Raw genomic sequence first — 18,517 nt, 5'->3', positions numbered from 1 at the left:
GATCTTGTCGGCCATGTCGGTAGTTACCCAGCTTAACCAAATGGCTGCCGAACGTATTTCGGCTCGACCGCGTCGTAGCCGGCCACCGCACGCTGGGGTTTGTTTTCGGCTGCCACCCGCTTAAGGATAGCCGTCCTATGGATTCGGGCTCGCCCCCGGCGGCGGGGTCCGCCGCCCCCGACCCGCATGCCGCACGGCCCGCGTCGTCGCCGGGGGACGCCGTACCCTGATTCTGTGACTTGGAGGGATGGCGGGCGCGAGGGCGGTGCCGCGCTGCCCGAACTGCGCAACACCGTCGTCGTGGCGGCGTTCGAGGGCTGGAACGACGCCGGTGACGCGGCCAGCGACGCGCTCGAGCACCTCGAGGCCATCTGGGAAGCGGAGGCCATCGTCGAGATCGACGACGAGGCGTACTACGACTACCAGGTGAATCGTCCGGTGATCCGCCAGATCGACGGCGTCACCCGCGAGCTGGTGTGGCCGGCGATGCGCATCTCGCACTGCCGGCCGCCGGGCAGTGGCCGCGACGTGGTGCTGATGCACGGGGTGGAGCCCAACATGCGCTGGCGCACCTTCTGCGCCGAGTTGGTGGCCATCGCCGACAAGCTCAACGTCGACACCGTCGTGATCCTCGGCGCCCTGCTGGCCGACACGCCCCACACGCGACCGGTGCCCGTCTCCGGCGCGGCCTACTCGCCGGAGTCGGCGAAGCTGTTCGGCCTGGAGGAAACGCGCTACGAGGGGCCGACCGGGATCGCCGGGGTCTTCCAGGACGCGTGCGTGGCCGCCGGGATCCCCGCGGTGACGTTCTGGGCGGCGGTGCCGCACTACGTGTCGAGTCCGCCCAACCCGAAGGCGACGGTGGCGCTGCTGCGGCGCGTCGAAGAGGTGCTCGACATCGAGGTTCCGCTGGGCGATCTGCCCGCGCTGGCCGAGGAGTGGGAACAGTCGATCACCGAGGTGGCCGCCGAGGACGAGGACCTGGCCGAATACGTGGAGTCGCTGGAGCAGCGCGACGCCGAGGTCGACATGAGCGAAGTCCTGGGCAAGATCGACGGCGACGCGCTGGCTGCCGATTTCGAACGCTATCTGCGCCGCCGCCGCCCCGGATACGGGCGCTGAGTCCGCCCCACCGACGAGACCGCCACAATTTGCCGTCATCGGCGATGCGAAAAAATCGGCAGTTCAAGGGCAAACCCAGCCGGACGGCGTAAGCGACGACGATAGGACCCGCATGGCCGCGTGCCCCGATCCCGACAGTCCGGCGCCCGGCGGGGACCCCCTCGGCGAAGAGGCCGGCTATCACAAGGGACTCAAGCCGCGGCAGCTGCAGATGATCGGCATCGGGGGTGCGATCGGGACCGGACTCTTCCTCGGCGCCGGCGGGCGGCTCGCCAAAGCGGGGCCCGGGCTGTTCCTCGTCTACGCGTTGTGCGGTGTCTTCGTCTTCCTGATCCTGCGAGCCCTGGGCGAGTTGGTGCTGCACCGCCCGTCGTCGGGCTCATTCGTGTCCTACGCGCGGGAATTCTTCGGCGAGAAGGCCGCGTACGTCGTCGGGTGGATGTACTTCCTGAACTGGGCGATGACGTCGATCGTGGACACCACCGCGATCGCCACCTACCTGCACCGGTGGAGCTTTTTCGCCGTCGTCCCCCAATGGCTCCTGGCCCTGATCGCCCTGGCGGCCATCCTGGGCATGAACCTGATCTCGGTGGAATGGTTCGGCGAGCTGGAGTTCTGGGCTGCGCTGATCAAGGTGTTCGCGCTGATCGCCTTCCTGGTCGTGGGGACCGTCTTTCTCGCCGGCCGCTATTCCATCGACGGGCGCAGCACCGGATTGAGTCTTTGGACGGGCCATGGCGGCTTCTTCCCGACCGGGCTGGCGCCCCTGCTGGTGGTCACCTCCGGCGTCGTGTTCGCCTACGCCGCGGTCGAACTCGTGGGCACCGCGGCCGGGGAGACCGCGGAACCGGAGAAGATCATGCCGCGGGCCATCAACTCCGTGATCGCGCGCATCGCGGTGTTCTACGTCGGGTCGGTCGCCCTGCTCGCCCTGCTGCTGCCCTACACCGCCTACAAGGCCGGGGAGAGCCCGTTCGTCACGTTCTTTTCCAAGGTCGGCTTCTACGGCGCCGGGGACCTGATGAACATCGTGGTCCTCACCGCGGCGCTGTCGAGCCTGAACGCGGGCCTCTACTCGACCGGCCGCGTCATGCATTCGATAGCGATGAGCGGCAGCGGCCCGAAGTTCGCGAAGCGGATGTCCCGCAACGGCGTGCCCTACGGCGGCATCGCGATGACGGCCGTCATCTGCCTATTCGGGATCGCGCTGAACGCCTTCAACCCCGGCGAGGCGTTCGAGATCGTGCTCAACGTCGCAGCGCTGGGCATCATCGCGTCGTGGGCCACGATCGTGCTGTGCCAGCTTCAGCTCCGCCGGGCGGCGCGCGCGGGGCTCCTGCAGCGCCCGCGGTTCCGCATGCCGCTGACGCCGTACAGCGGGTACGCGACCCTGGCGTTCCTGGTCGCCATCCTGGTTTTGATGGGCTTCGACGCACCGATCGGCACGTGGACGGTGGCATCGCTGCTGGTGATCGTCCCGGCCCTGGTCGTGGGGTGGTACGTGGTGCGCCACCGCGTCATGGCCGTCGCGGATCGGCGCACGGTGCCGCAGCCGCCGATTGCCAACCCGCCGGTGCACCCGCGAGACTGATGCCCGTCGCCGAACCCCGCCCGCAGGAGTGAACCGCCATTCGCAACCGCTACGCCGCCACACCCCCGCTGTACGGAATGGCCATGGTCTTTTTGGCCATCGCCGTCGTCGCGGCCACCGCGTACCTGCACGCGGGCTGGTGGTCGGCCATCGGGTACGGCGCCGCGGCGCTCATCGCCGTGGTCGGCTTCGCGCTCGTCTTTCGCGACCTGTCCTGACGCCGGGCGCGGACGGGTCAGGCCCCGGGCTTCTGCAAATCCTCGTTGTAGGCGCTCGTGGAGCGGCCGAGCGCGGCGACCTCGGCGTCCATCCGCGGCAGCAACTCGGCGGTGGTCCTGCGGATGGGCAGTGCCCCGACCGGGGTGGACAGCACCGGTTTGAGCCAGCGGAACGCGCCGACCCAGGGCGGGCAGTAGACGTGGTCCCGGCGGCCCTCGATGCCCTTCACCAGGGCGTCGGCGCACTTGTCGACGGTGGTCGTCTTGTTCAGCGGCCACGGCAGCTTGGCGAGCAGCTCGGCGAAGGAGGGCAGGTCAGTCTTGGTGTCGCGGACCAGCGCGGTGTCGATCCAGGACATGTGCGAGGAGCCCACCCCGACGCCCCGGTGGGCCAGCTCCAGGCGCAGCGCGTCGGCCAGGATCTCGACGCCGGCCTTCGACGCGTTGTAGGGCGCCAGCCCCGGGGCTGCGGCGTATGCCGCCAGCGACGAGACGACGAGCACGTAGCCACGACGGTCGATCACCGACGGCAGGGTGGCGCGCACGGTGTGGAAAACGCCCAGCACGTTGACGTCCAGCACCCGCTTGAACGCCTCGGGATCGACCTGCAGCACCGATCCGTAGCTGGCGATGCCGGCGTTGGCCACGACGACGTCGATGCCGCCGAAGCGTTCGACGGCCTTCGCTGCCGCCGCCTGCATGGCGGGCAGATCGCGCACGTCGGCGACCGCGGTCAGCACCACGTCCTCGCCGAGCTCAGTGGCCAAGGTGTCGAGCTCGACCTTGTCCAGGTCGGTCAGCACGAGTTTGGCGCCCTTGTCGCGCAGCCGGCGGGCGGTCTCGGCCCCGATCCCCCGGGCGCCACCGGTGATGAAGACGACTTTGCCCTGCAGCGATGTCATGGCCGAAAAGGTACCGCCGCGCCGCCTAGAGGTCCACCCCGAGCAGCGCATCGACCGCGGTCGCGACCAGCCGGGGCGCGGCGGTGTCGTGGCCGCCGTATTCGAGCGCGTCGGTGACCCAACCGTCAAGGGCAGCAAGGGCTTTGGGGGTGTCCAGGTCGTCGGCCAGGTAGCGCCGCAGCCGGGCGAGGACGTCGGCGGCGTCCGGGCCCGCCGGCAGCGCCGCGGCGGTGCGCCAGCGCCGCAGCCGCGCCGTCGCCTCGGCGAGCACCTGCTCGCTCCAGAACCGGTCGGCGCGGTAGTGCCCGGCGAGCAGGCCGAGCCGGACGGCCGCCGGCTCGACGCCCCGCGCGCGCAGCGCCGAGACCAGGACCAGGTTGCCGCGGCTCTTGGACATCTTGTGGCCGTCCCAGCCGATCATCCCGGCGTGCACGTAGTGGCGCGCGAAACGCCGCTCGCCCCCGACGCATTCGGCGTGGGCGGCGGTGAACTCGTGATGCGGGAAGATCAGGTCGCTGCCACCGCCCTGGATGTCCAGTCCGCTGCCGAGGCGGCTGAGCGCGATCGCCGCGCATTCGACGTGCCAGCCGGGCCGGCCGGCCCCGAACGGTGACGGCCAGCTGGGCTCCCCGGGCCGCGCGGCCCGCCACAGCACGGCGTCGAGCGCGTCGGACTTACCCGGCCGATCCGGGTCGCCGCCACGCTCGGCGAACAGCCGCAGCATGGTCTCGCGGTCGTAGCCGGACTCGTAGCCGAACTGCAGGGTGGCATCCGCGCGGTAGTAGACGTCGGGGTACTCGTCCTCGACGGTGTAGGCCGCCCCGGCGGCGACCATTTTCTCGACGAGTTCGACGACCTCGGCGATCGCCTCGGTGGCGCCGACGTAGTCGTGGGGCGGCAGGACGCGCAGCGCGGCCATGTCCTCGCGGAACAGGGCCACCTCGCGGTCGCCGAGCTCTCGCCAGTCGATGCCGTCGCGGTCGGCGCGCTCGAACAATGGGTCGTCGACGTCGGTGACGTTCTGCACGTAGCGGACGTCGTGACCGGCGTCCAGCCAATACCGGTGCACGAGGTCGAACGTCAGGTAGGTGGCGGCGTGCCCCAGGTGGGTCGCGTCATACGGCGTGATCCCGCAGACGTACATGCCGGCGACCGCGCCCGGGCCGGTGCCGACCGTCACCGGGCGGACCTGACGGTCGGAGGTGTCATAGAGCCGCAGCTCCGGGCCGCGTCCGGGCAACTCCGGAACCCCGGGAGAACTCCACGACTGCATGCCCCCGACTTTAGGCGCGGCGACGATGCGGCCCGGAACGGGCCGCTGAGTAGGCGCGCAATCCAACCCAGCGCGGCGACGAGGCGGCCCGGAACGGGCCGCATGGACACCCCCTACAAACCGAAAGTCGTGTCGCGCGTCCTCACCGCGCAATTCTGCACGATTAGAACGCGAATTCGCAGTGCATTGTTGAGTCAGCGATACCGAACCAGGACCAACGACTCCCCCATTGGTTTTCGAGCTAGAAAAGCGGTCGAAAAATTCAGACGGCCAATAACGCGAATATCTTGTTAGGATTTGATTCGCGACAATATTTACCGGCCCGTCTTCGCGGGCCGCCTTTCCGAGAGGGGAGAAAGCCATGTCGGTGTTGAGCATCGAGCCGGACGCCATATCGGGAGCAGCCGCAAAATTGGAGGACCTCAACGCTGCCCTGCGCAGCGCGACGGTGGCGGCGGCGAGCAGAACAACCGCGATCGCGGCGCCGGCCTCTGATGAGGTGTCGAGGGCAGTCACATCCCTTTTTGGTGCGCACGCGCAAGAATTCCAGGCCCTAAGCACCAGGGCGGCGGCTTTTCATGATCAATTTGTTAGCCTATTGAGCCACGGGGCGGCACAGTATCTGAATGCCGAGTTTACTAATGCTGAAACTGTCGCGAATTCGATCAACGGGACCTCGACACCGGCCGCGCTCGCCGTCATCGGCCTTAACGAGCAGACCTTCAACATCCCGTTCGGCCCGTTCACGATAACAGCGAATCAGACGCTCACCCTCACGAACAGTGGATTTTCCGGAATAATTCAGGGAAGCCTTAGCTTCAACGGTCCGCACGGTTCAGTAAATGTGTTCTCAGGCAACGGGAACGAGAACTTCTCTGCGCTCAACGGCATATTGTCGGGAGACTTCGCTGGAAGCGGCTCATCGATTTCGGCCACCGGATACGGATCCCTCAATGAACTCTCCGGTGCGTTCTCCGCCGTGTTGAACGGGCTCGGTCCGTCCTGGTACGCAGGGGGTTCGATCGGCGGGTTCCTTCCCGTGAACGGCACCGGGTCCCCCCAAATCACCGCGCTCTCGTTGATGTTCGACGGGAGACTGTTGCCCGTCCAGCCGCTCATCGGCGACTTGAACCTGCTATTGCGGCAGTGGTACCCCTACATGTAGTCGGCCGCCGAGGAGACGTGCAGCCTCGGCGTGGCCGCTGGTCACCGGTAGGCGTCGCGTATCGCTCCGAGCAGAATCGGCGCCAGCTCGGCACGGCACATCACGAAGTCGGGCAGGTAGGGGTCGTACTGGTTGTAGCGCAGCGGGGAACCGTCGAGGCGCGACGCGTGCATGCCGGCGGCCATCAACACCCCGGCCGGCGCCGCCGAGTCCCACTCCCATTGCCCGCCGGCGTGCACGTAGGCGTCGACCTCGCCGTCGATCACGGCCATCGCCTTGGCGCCCGCCGAACCGATCGCCACGGGCTGGATGGGCAGCATCTGGTGGATGCGGTAGAGCACCGCGGGCGGCCTGGTGGCGCTGACCGCGATCCGGATGGTGCCGGTGACGCCGACGCGCGCGGCGTCGGCGGTCACCGTGTCGCTCCGGTACACCGTGTTGCCGCGGGCCGGCAATGCCACTGCGGCGTCGGTGATCTCGCGCTGGCCGTCGGTGGGCCGCTGCCACAACGCGACGTGGACCGCCCAGTCGTCGCGGCCGGGGGTGGAGAACTCCCGGGTGCCGTCGAGCGGGTCGACGATCCACACCCGGTCGCGCTGCAGCCGGACCAGGTCGTCGTGGGCTTCCTCGCTGAGCACCGCGTCGCCCGGACGCTCGGCGCGCAGCCGCCGCAGCAACAGGTCGTTGGCCAGCCGGTCGCCCGCGTCGCCGAGCATCCACGGATGACCGAAGCCGATCTCCTCGCGCACCTTGAGCAGCAACTCCCCGGCGTCGGCGGCGAGATCGGCGGCTAGTGCGGCATCGGTCATCTCATCCGCGCCGGGGCTCACCGTCCCAGTATCGCCGACGCCGGAGCCGGCGTCGGAGTCCGCGTCAGAAGGCCGGCCACGGAATGGGGCGGTGCCGGTTGGGTTCGGGCATCACCGGCTTGTCCAGCAGCGCCTGGGCGCGCCCGCGCAGGGCCAGAATCTCGGCCGGGGTGACGTGCCCGGCCAATTCGTCGCACAACGAACCGCGCAGGGCGTCGACGAGGCCGGCGACCGCCTCGCACGTCGCGTCGTCGATCGGCTTGCCGGCCCAGCCCCACAACACCGTGCGCAGTTTGTTCTCGACGTGCAGGCAGACACCGTGGTCGACCCCGTAGACCCGCCCGTCGATCCCGGACAGGACATGACCGCCCTTGCGATCGGCGTTGTTGACCAGGATGTCGAAGACCGCGATCCGCCGTAGCCGAAGGTCGTCGGCGTGCATCAGGACGACCTCGTCGCCGGCGTAGTCGTAGGCCCGCAGCACCGGCAGATAACCCGGCTGCGGCTTGCCGGCGGGAAACAAATCGATCAGGTCCGGTCCCGGCCGGGGATCGGCGCCGACCGCGTCGCCGGGTTGCTGCACCCACAGCTGCACCATGCCCGGGCCGGCGGGCCCGTCACGAATCACGGTGTAGGGCACGATGTCCCAACCCAGCTGCACCGACACCAGGTAGGTGCCGACCTCCCGGCCGGCCAGGGTCCCGTCGGGAAAATCCCACAGCGGCTGCTCCCCCGAGACGGGCTTGTAGACGCAGTGCACGGTCGAGCGGCCCAGGCTCGCCTCGCACAGGAAGGTGGCGTTGCTGGCCGAGCGGATCCGTCCGAGCATCGTCAGCTCGCCGTCGCGCAGCACCTCTCGCCGGTCATTCGTCGACGTCATCGCCGGGCCCGAGCAGCGCGCCGCGCCGGTAGCCGTTCGTGCGCGCGCAGATGTGACCGTCAGGGTCCAGCGGTTCCTCGCACAACGGGCAGGGCGGGCGTCCCGCGGAGATGACGCGGTTGGAGCGGCTGGCGAACTGGCGCGCCGACTCCGGCGTCAGGAACACCCGTACGGCGTCGGGGCCCTCCTCGGTGTCGTCGAGCACCACCGAGGCGTCGAACTCGCCGTCGGTGACCGCCAGCAGTTCGACCACCACCGTCTGGGCCTCCGAATCCCAGCCCAGCCCCATCGTGCCGACCCGGAACTCCGCGTCGACGGGCGTGACCAGCGGGCTGAGGTCGTCGATCTCGGAGGGCTCCGGCGGCACGGGCGTACCGAACCTGCGGTTCACCTCGAGCAGCAGCGCACCGATGCGTTCGGCCAGCACCGCAACCTGTTGCTTCTCCAACATCACGGACACCACCCGCGCATCGTGCACGGCCTGGATGTAGAACGTGCGATTGCCGGGCTGGCCGACGGTCCCGGCCACGAATCGGTCGGGGGTGCGGAAGACGTGAATTGCGCGGGGCATGGCACTTCCAAAATACCGGCTGTTGCCGTCGCCGTGCGATCCGATGGGGGACCCGATCGTCGCGCGGCGGCGAAATCAGTCGGTCGAGCCGCCGACCACCGCGTCGCCGGCCGGCACCGCCCCGGACGATTGTTCCTGCGCCTGTCCCGGCTCCTCCCGGGCGTCGTCCTTGGGGGTGGGCGCCGCCCGCAACGCGGCCGATAGCCGCGCACCGGTGTGGTTGACGTGCAGCACGAACGGCCGCAGCTCGGTGTAGCGGATGACGCTGACCGAGATCGGGTCGGCGGTGACGCGCTGGAAGCCGTCGAGATGGATGCCGTAGGCGTCGGCGATCACCGCCTTGATGACATCACCGTGGGTGCACGCCACCCACAGCGCGTCGGCCCCGTGTTGCTCGGCCAGCCGGCGGTCGTGTTCGCGTACGGCGGCCACCGCGCGGGCCTGGACCTGCGCCAGCCCCTCGCCGCCGGGGAACACCGCCGCGCTGGGGTGGGCCTGGACCACCTTCCACAGCGACTCGCCCGCCAAGTCGCCCAGCTTGCGACCCGTCCATTCCCCGTAGTCCACTTCGGCGAGCCGGTCGTCGACCTGCGGCTCGAGGCACAGGGACTCTGCGAGCGGTTCGACGGTGCGCCGGCAGCGCAGAAGGGGGGAGCAGACGACCGCGCGGATCGGCAGGTCGCCGATCCGGTCGATCAGGCCGGCCGCCTGTTCGCGTCCCCTGTCGTCGAGATCGACGCCCTCGGACCGGCCCGCGAGGACGCCCGCGGTGTTTGCGGCGGACCGGCCGTGCCGCACCAACATCACGGTCATGCCGCGGCCAGCGCAGCCGAGACGACGCCAGGGAGCCGAGCCGTCGTCGAAACCGCAGTCACGACGACGACGGTACCTGGTGCCCAGGGCTGCCGACCGACCTGACTAGCGTGAGACGGGCACTGCGTGCGCGACCGAGTCGCGCACCGCCGCGGTCAGGCTGCGCTCGTCGGTGAGGTCGATGTCGACCAGGCCGCGGACCGCGGTGGCGACCACCTCTTCGGCCTGCGGAACCGGCCCGGCCAGGCGCGGCCGGTACACCTCGACGACGAGCGATCCGTGCTCGATGCGGAAGGAGAAACTACGCCCGTCTCCGACCCGCCCGTAGCCACTGGCGAAAATCCCCGTCAACATGTCCTCGACCGCGAAATGGTCGTCTACGACATGCCGGTCAACGGTGACGGTCATGTGGGGAACATACCTCTCCGGTACGGCCCGGTGTCGCCTACATGGCCGTATCGGATACGAAACCGTTCCTTAGAATTGACCTTTCCGTTATCCGACCCGAGGTTGCCCGTTGCCGTCACGACAGAAATCCGGTGAGCGACCTGTTCAGCGGCGCGTTGCCACATTGCTGGGGTTGCTGACGCTGCTCACGGCGTGCTCCTCGAATCCGCTCGAGGCCCCTCCACCCACGATCGAACCGGCCCGGCCGGCCGTGTCGCCGCCGCCGTCGCAGGAGCCGGCCGGTTCGGTACGGCCACTGGCCGGACACGCCACGGCGGCGGTTTTCGACGCGGCCACCCACCAGTTGGTGGTCCTGACACCCGGCCCCGACGCGGCGGCCCCGTCCGCGCTGACCGCGTTCGGCGATCCGCGGGGCGCGCCGCGTCTCGTCACTCTGCCGGGTCCGGCGGCGGCGCTGACCGGCGACGGCCACGGCACGGTCTACCTGCCTACCGACGGCGGGTACTTCGTGGTCGACGTGGCCACCGGCCACACGGCCCACGCGCGGGTCGCCGGGGCCGAGCAGACCCAGTTCACCGCGATCGCCCAACGCGCCGATGGCAAGCTGGTGCTCGGCAGCGCTGACGGCGCGGTCTACATCCTCGGCGCCACCACCCCGGACCGCGACGGCACCGCGACCGTCGCCAGTCGGAGCAAGATCTTCGCGCGCGTGGATGCCCTTGTCGCCCAAGGCGATACCACGGTGGTGCTGGACCGGGGACAGACCTCGGTGACGGCGATCGGCGCCGACGGCCGCGCCCAGCAGGCGCTGCGGGCAGGCGAGGGCGCGACCACCCTGGCCGCCGACCCGCTGGGCGTGGTGCTGGCCGCCGACACCCGCGGCGGCCAGCTGCTGGTGTACAGCGTCAACCCGCTGATGCTGCACCAGGCCTACCCGGTGCGGCAGTCCCCCTACGGCCTGGCCGGTTCCCGCGAGTTGGCCTGGGTATCCCGGACCGAATCGAATACGGTGGTTGGTTACGATCTGTCCACCGGAATTCCCGTCGAAAGGGTGCATTACCCAACCGTGCAGCAACCGAACTCGCTGGCCTTTGACGAAGCGTCAGGCACCCTGTACGTGGTGTCGGGGTCAGGTGCGGGGGTCCAGGTCATCGAGCACGCGGCGGGCGGGCGTTGAGCGCGCCGCGCCGAGCGGCGTTGCCCGCGGGCTGGGACACCGAGATGTCCGACGAATACGAGTGGGCGCCGTTGCGCCTGCCCCCGGACGTCACCCGGATCAGCGCGTCCACCCGCCTGTCGATCGAGGCCGAATACCGCGGCTGGGAGCTGACCCGCGTGCGGCTCTACACCGACGGCAGCCGACGGGTGTTGTTGCGCCGCAAGAAGACTCGCTTGGACAGGGCCGACGCCACCGGGCGCCGGCCCGACCAGCCGGAACTGTGACGGCCGTCGAGCGGCACGAATCCGCCCATCGCATATACGGTCTGGTGCGCCGGCTGCTGTTCGCCGTTCCGCCCGAGCGTATCCACATGCTGGTCTTCGCCTTGCTGCGCGGCGCGGCGGCCGTCGCCCCGGTGCGCCGGGCGCTGCACCGGCTGTTGGCTCCCTCCGATCCGGTGCTGGCCAGCACCGTGTTCGGGGTGCGGTTCCCGGGTCCGCTGGGGCTGGCCGCCGGTTTCGACAAGGACGGCACGGGGCTGCGCACGTGGGGCGCCCTCGGGTTCGGGTACGCCGAGGTCGGCACCGTCACCGCACGCCCGCAGCCGGGCAACCCGGCCCCCCGCATGTTCCGGCTGCCCGCCGACCGGGCCCTGCTGAACCGGATGGGCTTCAACAACCTCGGCGCGGGCACGCTCGCGGTCCGGCTGGCCCAGCACCGTGCCGCGGTGCCGATCGGGGTGAACATCGGCAAGACGAAGACGACCCCGGCCGCCGACGCCGTCGACGACTACCGGGCCAGCGCCCGCCTGGTCGGCCCCCTCGCGTCGTACCTGGTGGTCAACGTGAGCTCGCCGAACACGCCCGGACTGCGCGACCTGCAGGCCGTCGAGTCGCTGCGGCCCATCCTGGCGGCCGTCCTTGCGGAAGTTTCGACAGCCCCGGGGTCCTCGACCCCGGTGCTGGTGAAGATCGCCCCGGACCTGTCCGATTCCGACGTCGACGACATCGCGGACCTGGCCATCGAGTTGGGCCTGGCCGGAATCGTCGCCACCAACACCACCGTGTCGCGCACCGGACTGAGCACCCCCGGCGTCGACCGGCTGGGCCCGGGTGGCATCTCGGGACCACCGGTGGCGCGCCGCGCCGTCGAGGTGCTGCGCCGGCTCCACGCGCGGGTCGGCGACCGACTGGTGCTGATCAGCGTCGGGGGCATCGAGACCGCCGACGACGCGTGGGAACGCATCACCGCCGGGGCCTCGCTGCTGCAGGGCTACACCGGTTTCATCTACGACGGCCCGCTATGGGCCAAGCACATTCACGATGGCATCGCCCACCGGCTACACGAGGGAGGGTTCGCCTGCCTGGCCGATGCCGTCGGCTCGGCGGCCAGGCGGGAGGGCCCGGCGGCGTGAACCGGCCGTCGGCGATCCGCCGGCGCGAGAGTGCGTGTGCCCGGCCCCCGATGTGGTTCTCGCGGCGGGTGTTGCGGCGCACGTTCGATCAGGCTGTCAGTTCGGCGACCCGCACCCGGGTGGCCGACCACACCGTTCCGGCGGCAGCGCGCATTTCTGGATGGCGTGTCGAGAGCTCAACATCCACCGGTCGCCGTGCGCATGACCTCTCGGTTGCCACCGCCACAGCCGGCGCGCGTTTGCCGAGCAGCCCGGCGATGTAGTTTGCCCACTCCAACTTCGTCAGCCCGTCGACGCCGACGGCGTGATATACGCCGCGCCGGACATGCGTCGCGATGGTCATGGCGGTGACCTGAACAACATGGTCCAGCGGAATCGGAAACCGTCGGCGCTCGTCGCATCGAAGAGGTAGGCCCTTCACCGTCGCGTTGACGGCTTCAGCAACAAAATCTCTACTCCCGAACAGCAGAGGAAGCCGCAGCACGACATGGTCGCCGTCGTCGAGGAGAAACTGCTCCGCCTCAACCTTGTGACGTCCATAAACCTGCTGGGGCGACACCTGGGCGTCCTCACGGTAAGACCCGGGCGCCCCGAATACGTAGTCGGACGAATAGTAGATGATGCGACCGCCGATACGCGACGCCGCGGCGGCCGCATGGCGCACGCCCCGCACGTTGACGTCGTAGGAGGCCGACGGATCCCGCTCGCACCGATCCGGGTCGGACAAACCCGCAGCGTAGATCACGACCCGGGGCCGCACGGCTTCGACACACTCGACGACGTCCCCGGCGGAGCGGACGTCGACGCCGTGAACGTTCGCCACCGGCGGGTGGCGCGACGCACTGCTGATCGACAAGCCGTATCCGGGGAGCAGCCGGCCCAACGCTTCCCCGACGCGGCCACCCGCCCCGAGGATCAGCACGTCGGTGCGACGAGACGTCGCCATCTCAGCTGGACCCGAATTTCATCGCGCCCACCGTCGCCATCGTTCGTCCCACATCAGTCGGACGTCACGATCCTGTCCAACCACCCGGCAAGGGCGTTCGAGCCCGGGCCGTCGATGTGCTCGCGCGCCGCCGTTCTCGCACGGGCGGTCGCGGCCCCCACCGCGACCCCGTAGCCGACCATGCACAGCATCGGCGCGTCGGAATCACTGTCGCCGAAGGCCACGACGTCGCCCGGCGCTATGCCGAGATGCCGGCACAGTACCGTCATTGCATCAGCCTTCCCGACGCCCTTGGCCTGGATGTCACAGCAATCCAAGCCGCTCGCCACGGCGTCCAGGTCGGGAAATGCTTCCATATCGCCGAGTAGCCGTCTGCAGGCCGATTCGTTCCCCCGGCACATAACTTTCAAAACTGAAATACCGACCGTATCCTGCAGCGCATCCGAGGGGAGTCGGGAGTCGGCCGTCAAACCTGTCGCCCGCTCTTCGACTTCGATGAGGGTGGATTGCCCGAACGCCATCCAGTGCAATCCGTCACTCACATAGAGGTTCACCGCGCCGCCCATATTCGAAAATGTGCGGAGGACGTCAATCAGACGCCCGTCGACTCCGAAACTCTCAGCGGTCAGCTGCCGGCCGGACGCGGTTCTGGCCAGGGCGCCGTTATACGCTATCAAGTGCGCATCCAACCCCAAACCACGCGCAAGAAGTTCCAGTGAGGCAATCGGTCTCGAGCTGACGAGAACTATCTGGAGTCCTCGCTTCTGCAGTTTCCGAAGGGACGCTGCGGTGACATCGGAAACAGGATTTTCCGAATCCAGCAACGTGCCGTCGACGTCGAAGGCGACGAGACGCGCGTGGACATCGTGCATGTCTGCTATCCCTCGAGTCGCCACGCATCGTGATTGACGTCATTCATGCGGCTCAATCCGCGGTGCTGGAATTGGCTTGAGAACGGCAGGTCAATCGACAGTTTTCCGAGGACGTCCGCCAGAAGCAACGCGCCCGTCGCGTATATGGCCACGGCGACATTCGGCGAGGCCTCGGCATTTATGTGAAATGGCATGTCAGAACAGAAATGCATGGCCTCGTTGAAGTTGATCTTCAGATCCATTTCGTCAAAATCGGCGCCCAGAACTTCTTCGACGACGCCCTGCATGGAGTCCTTCAACCGCCGGTACAGTCCGACGAGATACGGCGATCTGAAGCCCAGGTCGACCACGACGGTGTCGTTCACGACACGATGCCTTACCTCATGTCGGCCCTCGTGCAGCAAGTCGTACATTCCGTTGTAACTATGGGCCAACTTCCCGATGTCATAGTAAATATCGCACGCGGGATAGCCACGCGGATCAACCAACCAGAACTTGTCCGACTCCTGGTCGTACAAGATGTTCTCCAGATGCAAATCGCCATGAATGTAGGGCGACACCCCGGGGGGCGCCAATTCCGCCACCGCACGACCGCTCCGCTCCAGCTCAAACAGCATCGCCGGGATGTTAGGAATAACACGTCCGTTGACCTGCAGGCAACGACTCTCTATCAGCGGAGCAAATCCTGGGTCCAGGTCGATAGTAACCCCGAGACGATTCCAGACACGACTGAAATGATAATCCTGCACATAGGTCGAGGGTGTCTCCGTCAAATGTCCGAGATACACCTCGTTGTATTCATAATCGAGGACCTTTCTGAGTACGGACGCCGCCCGCTCGGGTGTGATACGAAGATTCAGCAATAAATCACGGAGATTGGGGTAACCGACATAGTCGAGCCCGATACAAACGGCATCGCCCTCTTCGTGGGAAAACAATAACTTGGGATAATGGCGGCGAAGCGGTTCCGGAAGTCGCCCATAGAAACGCTTCTCGTCACCCAACTTCACCGAACCGCGGCCTTCGGCTTGCTTACGAAAATATTTCTGCACACCCGACTTTGCGAACGAGCCCCCGACGCGGACCGCATCGTTGGCCACGAGTTCATCAACCGTGTATTGGTGAAGATTCCTCGTGCTACTCAATTTCCGGAGTTCGCAGTCGAAATCACGGGGATCGCTGCAATTTATCTGCAGCACATCCCCACACGCGAGACGGGCGGCGGCTATGCGGCCGTTGTCGTTGGGATCCCACACGATGAAATGGGAGGGCAAGCGAACCGACCTCAACGTCAAGAGCCGCACCACCGACGGTATCAACTCCCGGCCAGAGCGGATGAGAATTACCTCGTCTGCGGGCGAGCAGCTATCCATCAACTCACCCAGGTCATCATTGGCGTAGAGAGTCAGGACATCGCTTACGCCGTACCGTTGCAACTCGTATTTAATCGATTCGTGTAGAGCGTCCGGCCCTTCGTCCGCATTGCTCCGTTGAGATTCGTCGACGATTATTCCGTGCACACGCGGGCCGCCCCCGAGCGCCGCTTGGATGAACTCGCCGAGCGGGGCACCCAACAGCTTCGCGAACCTGTCGAGCACGGTGACGTCGGTCAGGACGACTTCGCCACGTTCGACCTGCGACAGCCAGCTACTGGGTTTGCGCATCTCCTCGGCGAGCCGCTCACGCGACCAGTCGCGTTCGACTCGGTACTGGTAAACGAGGTCGGCGATGGTGGCTTCAGGCTCTGCCACGGTGCCCCATGAGCGGTGATCGGTTGGCCGCACCGCTCGCGGACCGAGGCCGTCGCGGCGTGGGTCTGCCGACGCTGTTCCTCGACGGGCGATCGCCTCGCGACGGCAGGGCCCCCCTCGGAGGGGCCACGAGCGGGTGTCGCCGAACGGGCCGCGGTTGGACGCCGACGGTGGCGCGCTCGTAACGGGCGGTCGCGGCGACCGCGTCCAAGCGCCGCGTGTGCGGCGCCCGGCTGTGGCGGTCACGGACCTTCAACTCGATGACGAGTGCAAACATCAATGGCCTTCCTGGCTCATCACGATGGGGTTGCGGCATCGACGACGTTAGCGTCCGCCAGCAGCCAGGCTACCCAATCGCCTCGCGGAGGTGATGCACCGCCCGAACGGGATGGGCCCGAACGGGATGGGATTGTCGGCGCCGACCGGGCGTTCGCCCGGCAACCCACGCGCGCGCAACCCCGACGGGATCCGACCGGGCCGCCCTAACGCTGTTCGTAGGTGCCGTAGATGTAGGCCCGTGCGATCGCGTGCTGGAAGAGGTTGAACCCGAGGAAGGCGGGGCTGGCGTCCTCGGTGAGGTCCAGCTTGTCGACGTCGACGGCATGGACCGCGAAGTAATACCGGTGCACGCCGTGGCCCGGCGGCGGCGCCGCGCCGACGTAGCGGCGCATGCCCGCGTCGTTGACCAGGGTCACCGCGCCACCCGGGAGTTCACCGCCGGCGCCGGCGTCCTCGGGCAACTCGGTGACGTCGGCGGGCAGGTTGGCCACCGCCCAGTGCCAGAACCCCGACAGCGTGGGGGCGTCGGGGTCGTAGCAGGTGACCGCGAAGCTGCGGGTCCCCTCGGGGAACCCCGACCAGCTCAGCTGCGGGCTGACGTCCTCACCACCCGCTCCCATGATCCCGCTGATCTGCGGTGTGGCCAGCGGTTCGCCGTCGGTGATCGAGTCGGACGTCAGGGTGAACGTCGGCAGCTTGGGCAACGCATCGTACGGGTCGGGCGGCGAGCTCATGGGGCGTTCCTCTCGTGACGTGATGTTTCGGGCTAACTCGGCTAACAATGGGTCAGGAAATGTGCCAGCACCTCGGTGCCGAACCTCAACGAGTCGACGGGTACCCGCTCGTCCACACCGTGGAACAGCGCGGCGAAATCCAGGTCCGGCGGCAGCCGCAGCGGGCTGAAGCCGAAGCAGCGAATACCCAGGCGCGCAAAGGCTTTCGCGTCAGTTCCGCCGGAGAGCATGTAGGGTACCGTCCGGCCGTCCGGGTCGAGCGCCAGCACCGCAGCGTTCATCGCGTCGACCAGTTCACCGTCGAACGTGGTCTCGTAGGACGGCAGGTCCCGGATCCATTCCCGCGTCACGTCCGGGCCGATCAGCTCGTCGACCTCGGCCTCGAACGCCGCCTTGCGGCCCGGCAGGATGCGGCAGTCGACCACCGCTTCGGCGGTGGCCGGAATGACGTTGGCCTTGTAGCCCGCCTTGAGCATCGTCGGGTTGGCGGTGTCGCGCAGCACCGCGTTGAGCATGCGGGCCATCGGGCCCAGCTTCTCGATCGTTCCCTCCAAATCCGGTGAGTCCGCGTCGAACGCGATGCCGGTCTCCTCGCGCACGGCGGCCAGGAACTGCGCGACGGCGTCGGTCATCACCGCCGGGAACCGGTGCCGACCCAGCCGGGCGACTGCCTCGGCGACGGCGGTGACGGCATTCTTGTCGTGCACCATCGAACCGTGTCCCGCCGGGCCCCGGGCGGTCAGCCTCATCCACGACAGGCCCTTCTCGGCCGTCTCGATCAAGTAGAGCCGGCGTTCGCCGCCGTGGCGGCGCGGCACGGTCAACGAGAAGCCGCCCACCTCGCCGATCGCCTCGGTGACGCCCTCGAACAGGTCGGGACGGTTGTCGACCAGCCAGTGCGCCCCGTAGTGACCGCCGTGCTCCTCGTCTGCGACGAAGGCGAACACCAGCTCGCGCGGCGGCACGACACCCGCCCGCTTCAACTGGCGGGCGACCACGATCATCATGCCGACCATGTCCTTCATGTCGACCGCGCCGCGGCCCCAGACATAGCCGTCCTCGACGGCGCCGGAGAACGGGTGCACGCTCCATTCGGACGGCTCGGCGGGCACCACGTCGAGATGCCCGTGGATCAGCAGGGCGCCGCGGGCGTTGTCTGCGCCCTCGAGGCGGGCGAACACATTGCCCCGGCCGGGCGCGCCGGACTCGACGTACTCGATCCGGTAGCCCACCTCCGCGAGCTGCTCGGCGACCCAGCGGGCGCACTCGGCCTCGCCGCGCGTCGTCTCCAGTTCACCGGTGTTGGTGGTGTCGAACCGGATCAACCTGCTGACGACCTCGACGACGTCGTCGCCCGGGTTGTCGGGAACCCCGGCCTCCCCACGATCAACGGTCACAACCCAAATTCCTACCATTGCCGGGGGCCGTGGGCCGTCTCAGCAGCTGGGTTGGGCGGGCGCAGGCCGATCCGATAGCCTTAGCTGCCGACCCGTGCGGTTGGTATTGTCCGAGTGGCGGAATGGCAGACGCGCTAGCTTGAGGTGCTAGTGCCCTACTAATGGGCGTGGGGGTTCAAGTCCCCCCTCGGACACATCCGGCGACACGACTCA

General features: G+C 68.1%; 19 protein-coding genes and 1 tRNA gene. 8 read left to right on the top strand and 12 right to left on the bottom strand.

The window, feature by feature from the left end; genetic code table 11:
• Window positions 1-186 precede the first annotated feature (186 nt).
• The 3 genes from AC2VOR_RS12645 (at window position 187) to AC2VOR_RS12635 (ending at window position 2,931) form a co-directional block, all read left to right on the top strand.
• The gene (locus tag AC2VOR_RS12645) at window positions 187-1,122 is read left to right on the top strand and encodes a PAC2 family protein (protein WP_369738805.1); all 936 of its coding nucleotides are present in this window, start codon (window positions 187-189) and stop codon (window positions 1,120-1,122) included.
• A gap of 112 nt (window positions 1,123-1,234) precedes the next feature.
• The gene (locus AC2VOR_RS12640) at window positions 1,235-2,713 is read left to right on the top strand and encodes an amino acid permease (protein WP_369738806.1); all 1,479 of its coding nucleotides are present in this window, start codon (window positions 1,235-1,237) and stop codon (window positions 2,711-2,713) included.
• Between the two features lie 77 nt (window positions 2,714-2,790).
• Entirely contained in the window at window positions 2,791-2,931 is a 141-nt protein-coding gene (locus tag AC2VOR_RS12635; RefSeq protein WP_486963893.1) for a hypothetical protein, read from the top strand.
• 17 nt (window positions 2,932-2,948) lie between these two features.
• On the opposite strand, the gene AC2VOR_RS12630 is transcribed toward AC2VOR_RS12635, so the two are convergent.
• Together AC2VOR_RS12630 and mshC are read right to left on the bottom strand one after the other, a co-directional pair.
• The gene (locus AC2VOR_RS12630) at window positions 2,949-3,833 is read right to left on the bottom strand and encodes an SDR family oxidoreductase (protein ID WP_369738808.1); all 885 of its coding nucleotides are present in this window, start codon (window positions 3,831-3,833) and stop codon (window positions 2,949-2,951) included.
• A 25-nt stretch (window positions 3,834-3,858) separates the two neighbouring features.
• Window positions 3,859-5,106 (bottom strand): cysteine--1-D-myo-inosityl 2-amino-2-deoxy-alpha-D-glucopyranoside ligase, encoded by a 1,248-nt coding sequence (gene mshC, locus AC2VOR_RS12625; RefSeq protein WP_369738809.1) that lies wholly within the window; start codon window positions 5,104-5,106, stop codon window positions 3,859-3,861.
• Window positions 5,107-5,467: 361 nt separating this feature from the next.
• On the opposite strand from mshC, the gene AC2VOR_RS12620 reads away from it, so the two are divergent.
• Window positions 5,468-6,271 carry a PE family protein gene (locus tag AC2VOR_RS12620; protein ID WP_486963892.1) on the top strand — a complete coding sequence of 268 codons (804 nt, stop codon included), beginning with the start codon at window positions 5,468-5,470 and terminating at the stop codon, window positions 6,269-6,271.
• Between the two features lie 41 nt (window positions 6,272-6,312).
• Here the strand turns inward: AC2VOR_RS12620 and AC2VOR_RS12615 are convergent, their stop codons facing one another.
• The 5 genes from AC2VOR_RS12615 to AC2VOR_RS12595 form a co-directional block, all read right to left on the bottom strand.
• On the bottom strand, window positions 6,313-7,080 hold the full coding sequence (locus tag AC2VOR_RS12615) for a 3'(2'),5'-bisphosphate nucleotidase CysQ (protein ID WP_369741610.1): 768 nt from the start codon (window positions 7,078-7,080) through the stop codon (window positions 6,313-6,315).
• A 64-nt stretch (window positions 7,081-7,144) separates the two neighbouring features.
• Window positions 7,145-7,960, bottom strand: a complete 816-nt coding sequence (locus AC2VOR_RS12610) for an SCO1664 family protein (RefSeq protein WP_369738811.1) — start codon at window positions 7,958-7,960, stop codon at window positions 7,145-7,147.
• Window positions 7,944-8,531 (bottom strand): DUF3090 domain-containing protein, encoded by a 588-nt coding sequence (locus AC2VOR_RS12605; protein ID WP_369738812.1) that lies wholly within the window; start codon window positions 8,529-8,531, stop codon window positions 7,944-7,946. Before AC2VOR_RS12605 ends, AC2VOR_RS12610 begins: the two co-directional genes overlap by 17 nt.
• A gap of 75 nt (window positions 8,532-8,606) precedes the next feature.
• Window positions 8,607-9,344 (bottom strand): histidine phosphatase family protein, encoded by a 738-nt coding sequence (locus AC2VOR_RS12600; RefSeq protein WP_486963891.1) that lies wholly within the window; start codon window positions 9,342-9,344, stop codon window positions 8,607-8,609.
• A gap of 105 nt (window positions 9,345-9,449) precedes the next feature.
• Window positions 9,450-9,752: a hypothetical protein gene (locus AC2VOR_RS12595; RefSeq protein WP_369738813.1), complete on the bottom strand. Its 303-nt coding sequence runs from the start codon at window positions 9,750-9,752 to the stop codon at window positions 9,450-9,452.
• Between the two features lie 163 nt (window positions 9,753-9,915).
• On the opposite strand from AC2VOR_RS12595, the gene AC2VOR_RS12590 reads away from it, so the two are divergent.
• Genes AC2VOR_RS12590 through AC2VOR_RS12580 form a run of 3 tightly spaced genes read left to right on the top strand, consistent with a single transcriptional unit; the run spans window position 9,916 to window position 12,325 of the window.
• A complete protein-coding gene (locus AC2VOR_RS12590) occupies window positions 9,916-10,929 on the top strand; it encodes a YncE family protein (protein WP_369741611.1) in 1,014 nt (337 codons plus the stop codon).
• Window positions 10,926-11,195, top strand: coding sequence for a DUF5703 family protein (locus tag AC2VOR_RS12585; RefSeq protein WP_369738814.1), 270 nt, complete (start codon window positions 10,926-10,928; stop codon window positions 11,193-11,195). Before AC2VOR_RS12590 ends, AC2VOR_RS12585 begins: the two co-directional genes overlap by 4 nt.
• A 32-nt stretch (window positions 11,196-11,227) precedes the next feature.
• Window positions 11,228-12,325: a quinone-dependent dihydroorotate dehydrogenase gene (locus tag AC2VOR_RS12580; RefSeq protein ID WP_369741612.1), complete on the top strand. Its 1,098-nt coding sequence runs from the start codon at window positions 11,228-11,230 to the stop codon at window positions 12,323-12,325.
• 88 nt (window positions 12,326-12,413) lie between these two features.
• Here the strand turns inward: AC2VOR_RS12580 and AC2VOR_RS12575 are convergent, their stop codons facing one another.
• From AC2VOR_RS12575 to AC2VOR_RS12555, 5 genes are all read right to left on the bottom strand, one after another.
• Window positions 12,414-13,247, bottom strand: a complete 834-nt coding sequence (locus AC2VOR_RS12575; protein WP_486963890.1) for an SDR family oxidoreductase — start codon at window positions 13,245-13,247, stop codon at window positions 12,414-12,416.
• A 77-nt stretch (window positions 13,248-13,324) separates the two neighbouring features.
• A complete protein-coding gene (locus tag AC2VOR_RS12570; RefSeq protein ID WP_369738816.1) occupies window positions 13,325-14,143 on the bottom strand; it encodes an HAD-IIB family hydrolase in 819 nt (272 codons plus the stop codon).
• Window positions 14,144-14,148: 5 nt separating this feature from the next.
• Complete coding sequence (locus AC2VOR_RS12565; RefSeq protein ID WP_369738817.1) at window positions 14,149-15,894, bottom strand: helix-turn-helix domain-containing protein; 1,746 nt, start codon at window positions 15,892-15,894, stop codon at window positions 14,149-14,151.
• A gap of 482 nt (window positions 15,895-16,376) precedes the next feature.
• On the bottom strand, window positions 16,377-16,907 hold the full coding sequence (locus AC2VOR_RS12560) for a YbhB/YbcL family Raf kinase inhibitor-like protein (RefSeq protein ID WP_369738818.1): 531 nt from the start codon (window positions 16,905-16,907) through the stop codon (window positions 16,377-16,379).
• A 41-nt stretch (window positions 16,908-16,948) separates the two neighbouring features.
• Window positions 16,949-18,322, bottom strand: coding sequence for a M20/M25/M40 family metallo-hydrolase (locus tag AC2VOR_RS12555; RefSeq protein ID WP_486963889.1), 1,374 nt, complete (start codon window positions 18,320-18,322; stop codon window positions 16,949-16,951).
• A 90-nt stretch (window positions 18,323-18,412) separates the two neighbouring features.
• On the opposite strand from AC2VOR_RS12555, the gene AC2VOR_RS12550 reads away from it, so the two are divergent.
• Window positions 18,413-18,498 (top strand) — tRNA-Leu (locus tag AC2VOR_RS12550).
• Window positions 18,499-18,517: the final 19 nt, after the last annotated feature.

The organism is Mycobacterium sp. TH-M103, assembly GCF_057473785.1.
The sequence above is the reverse complement of the archived record's forward strand: the minus strand, read 5'-3'. Positions and strand labels throughout refer to the sequence as shown.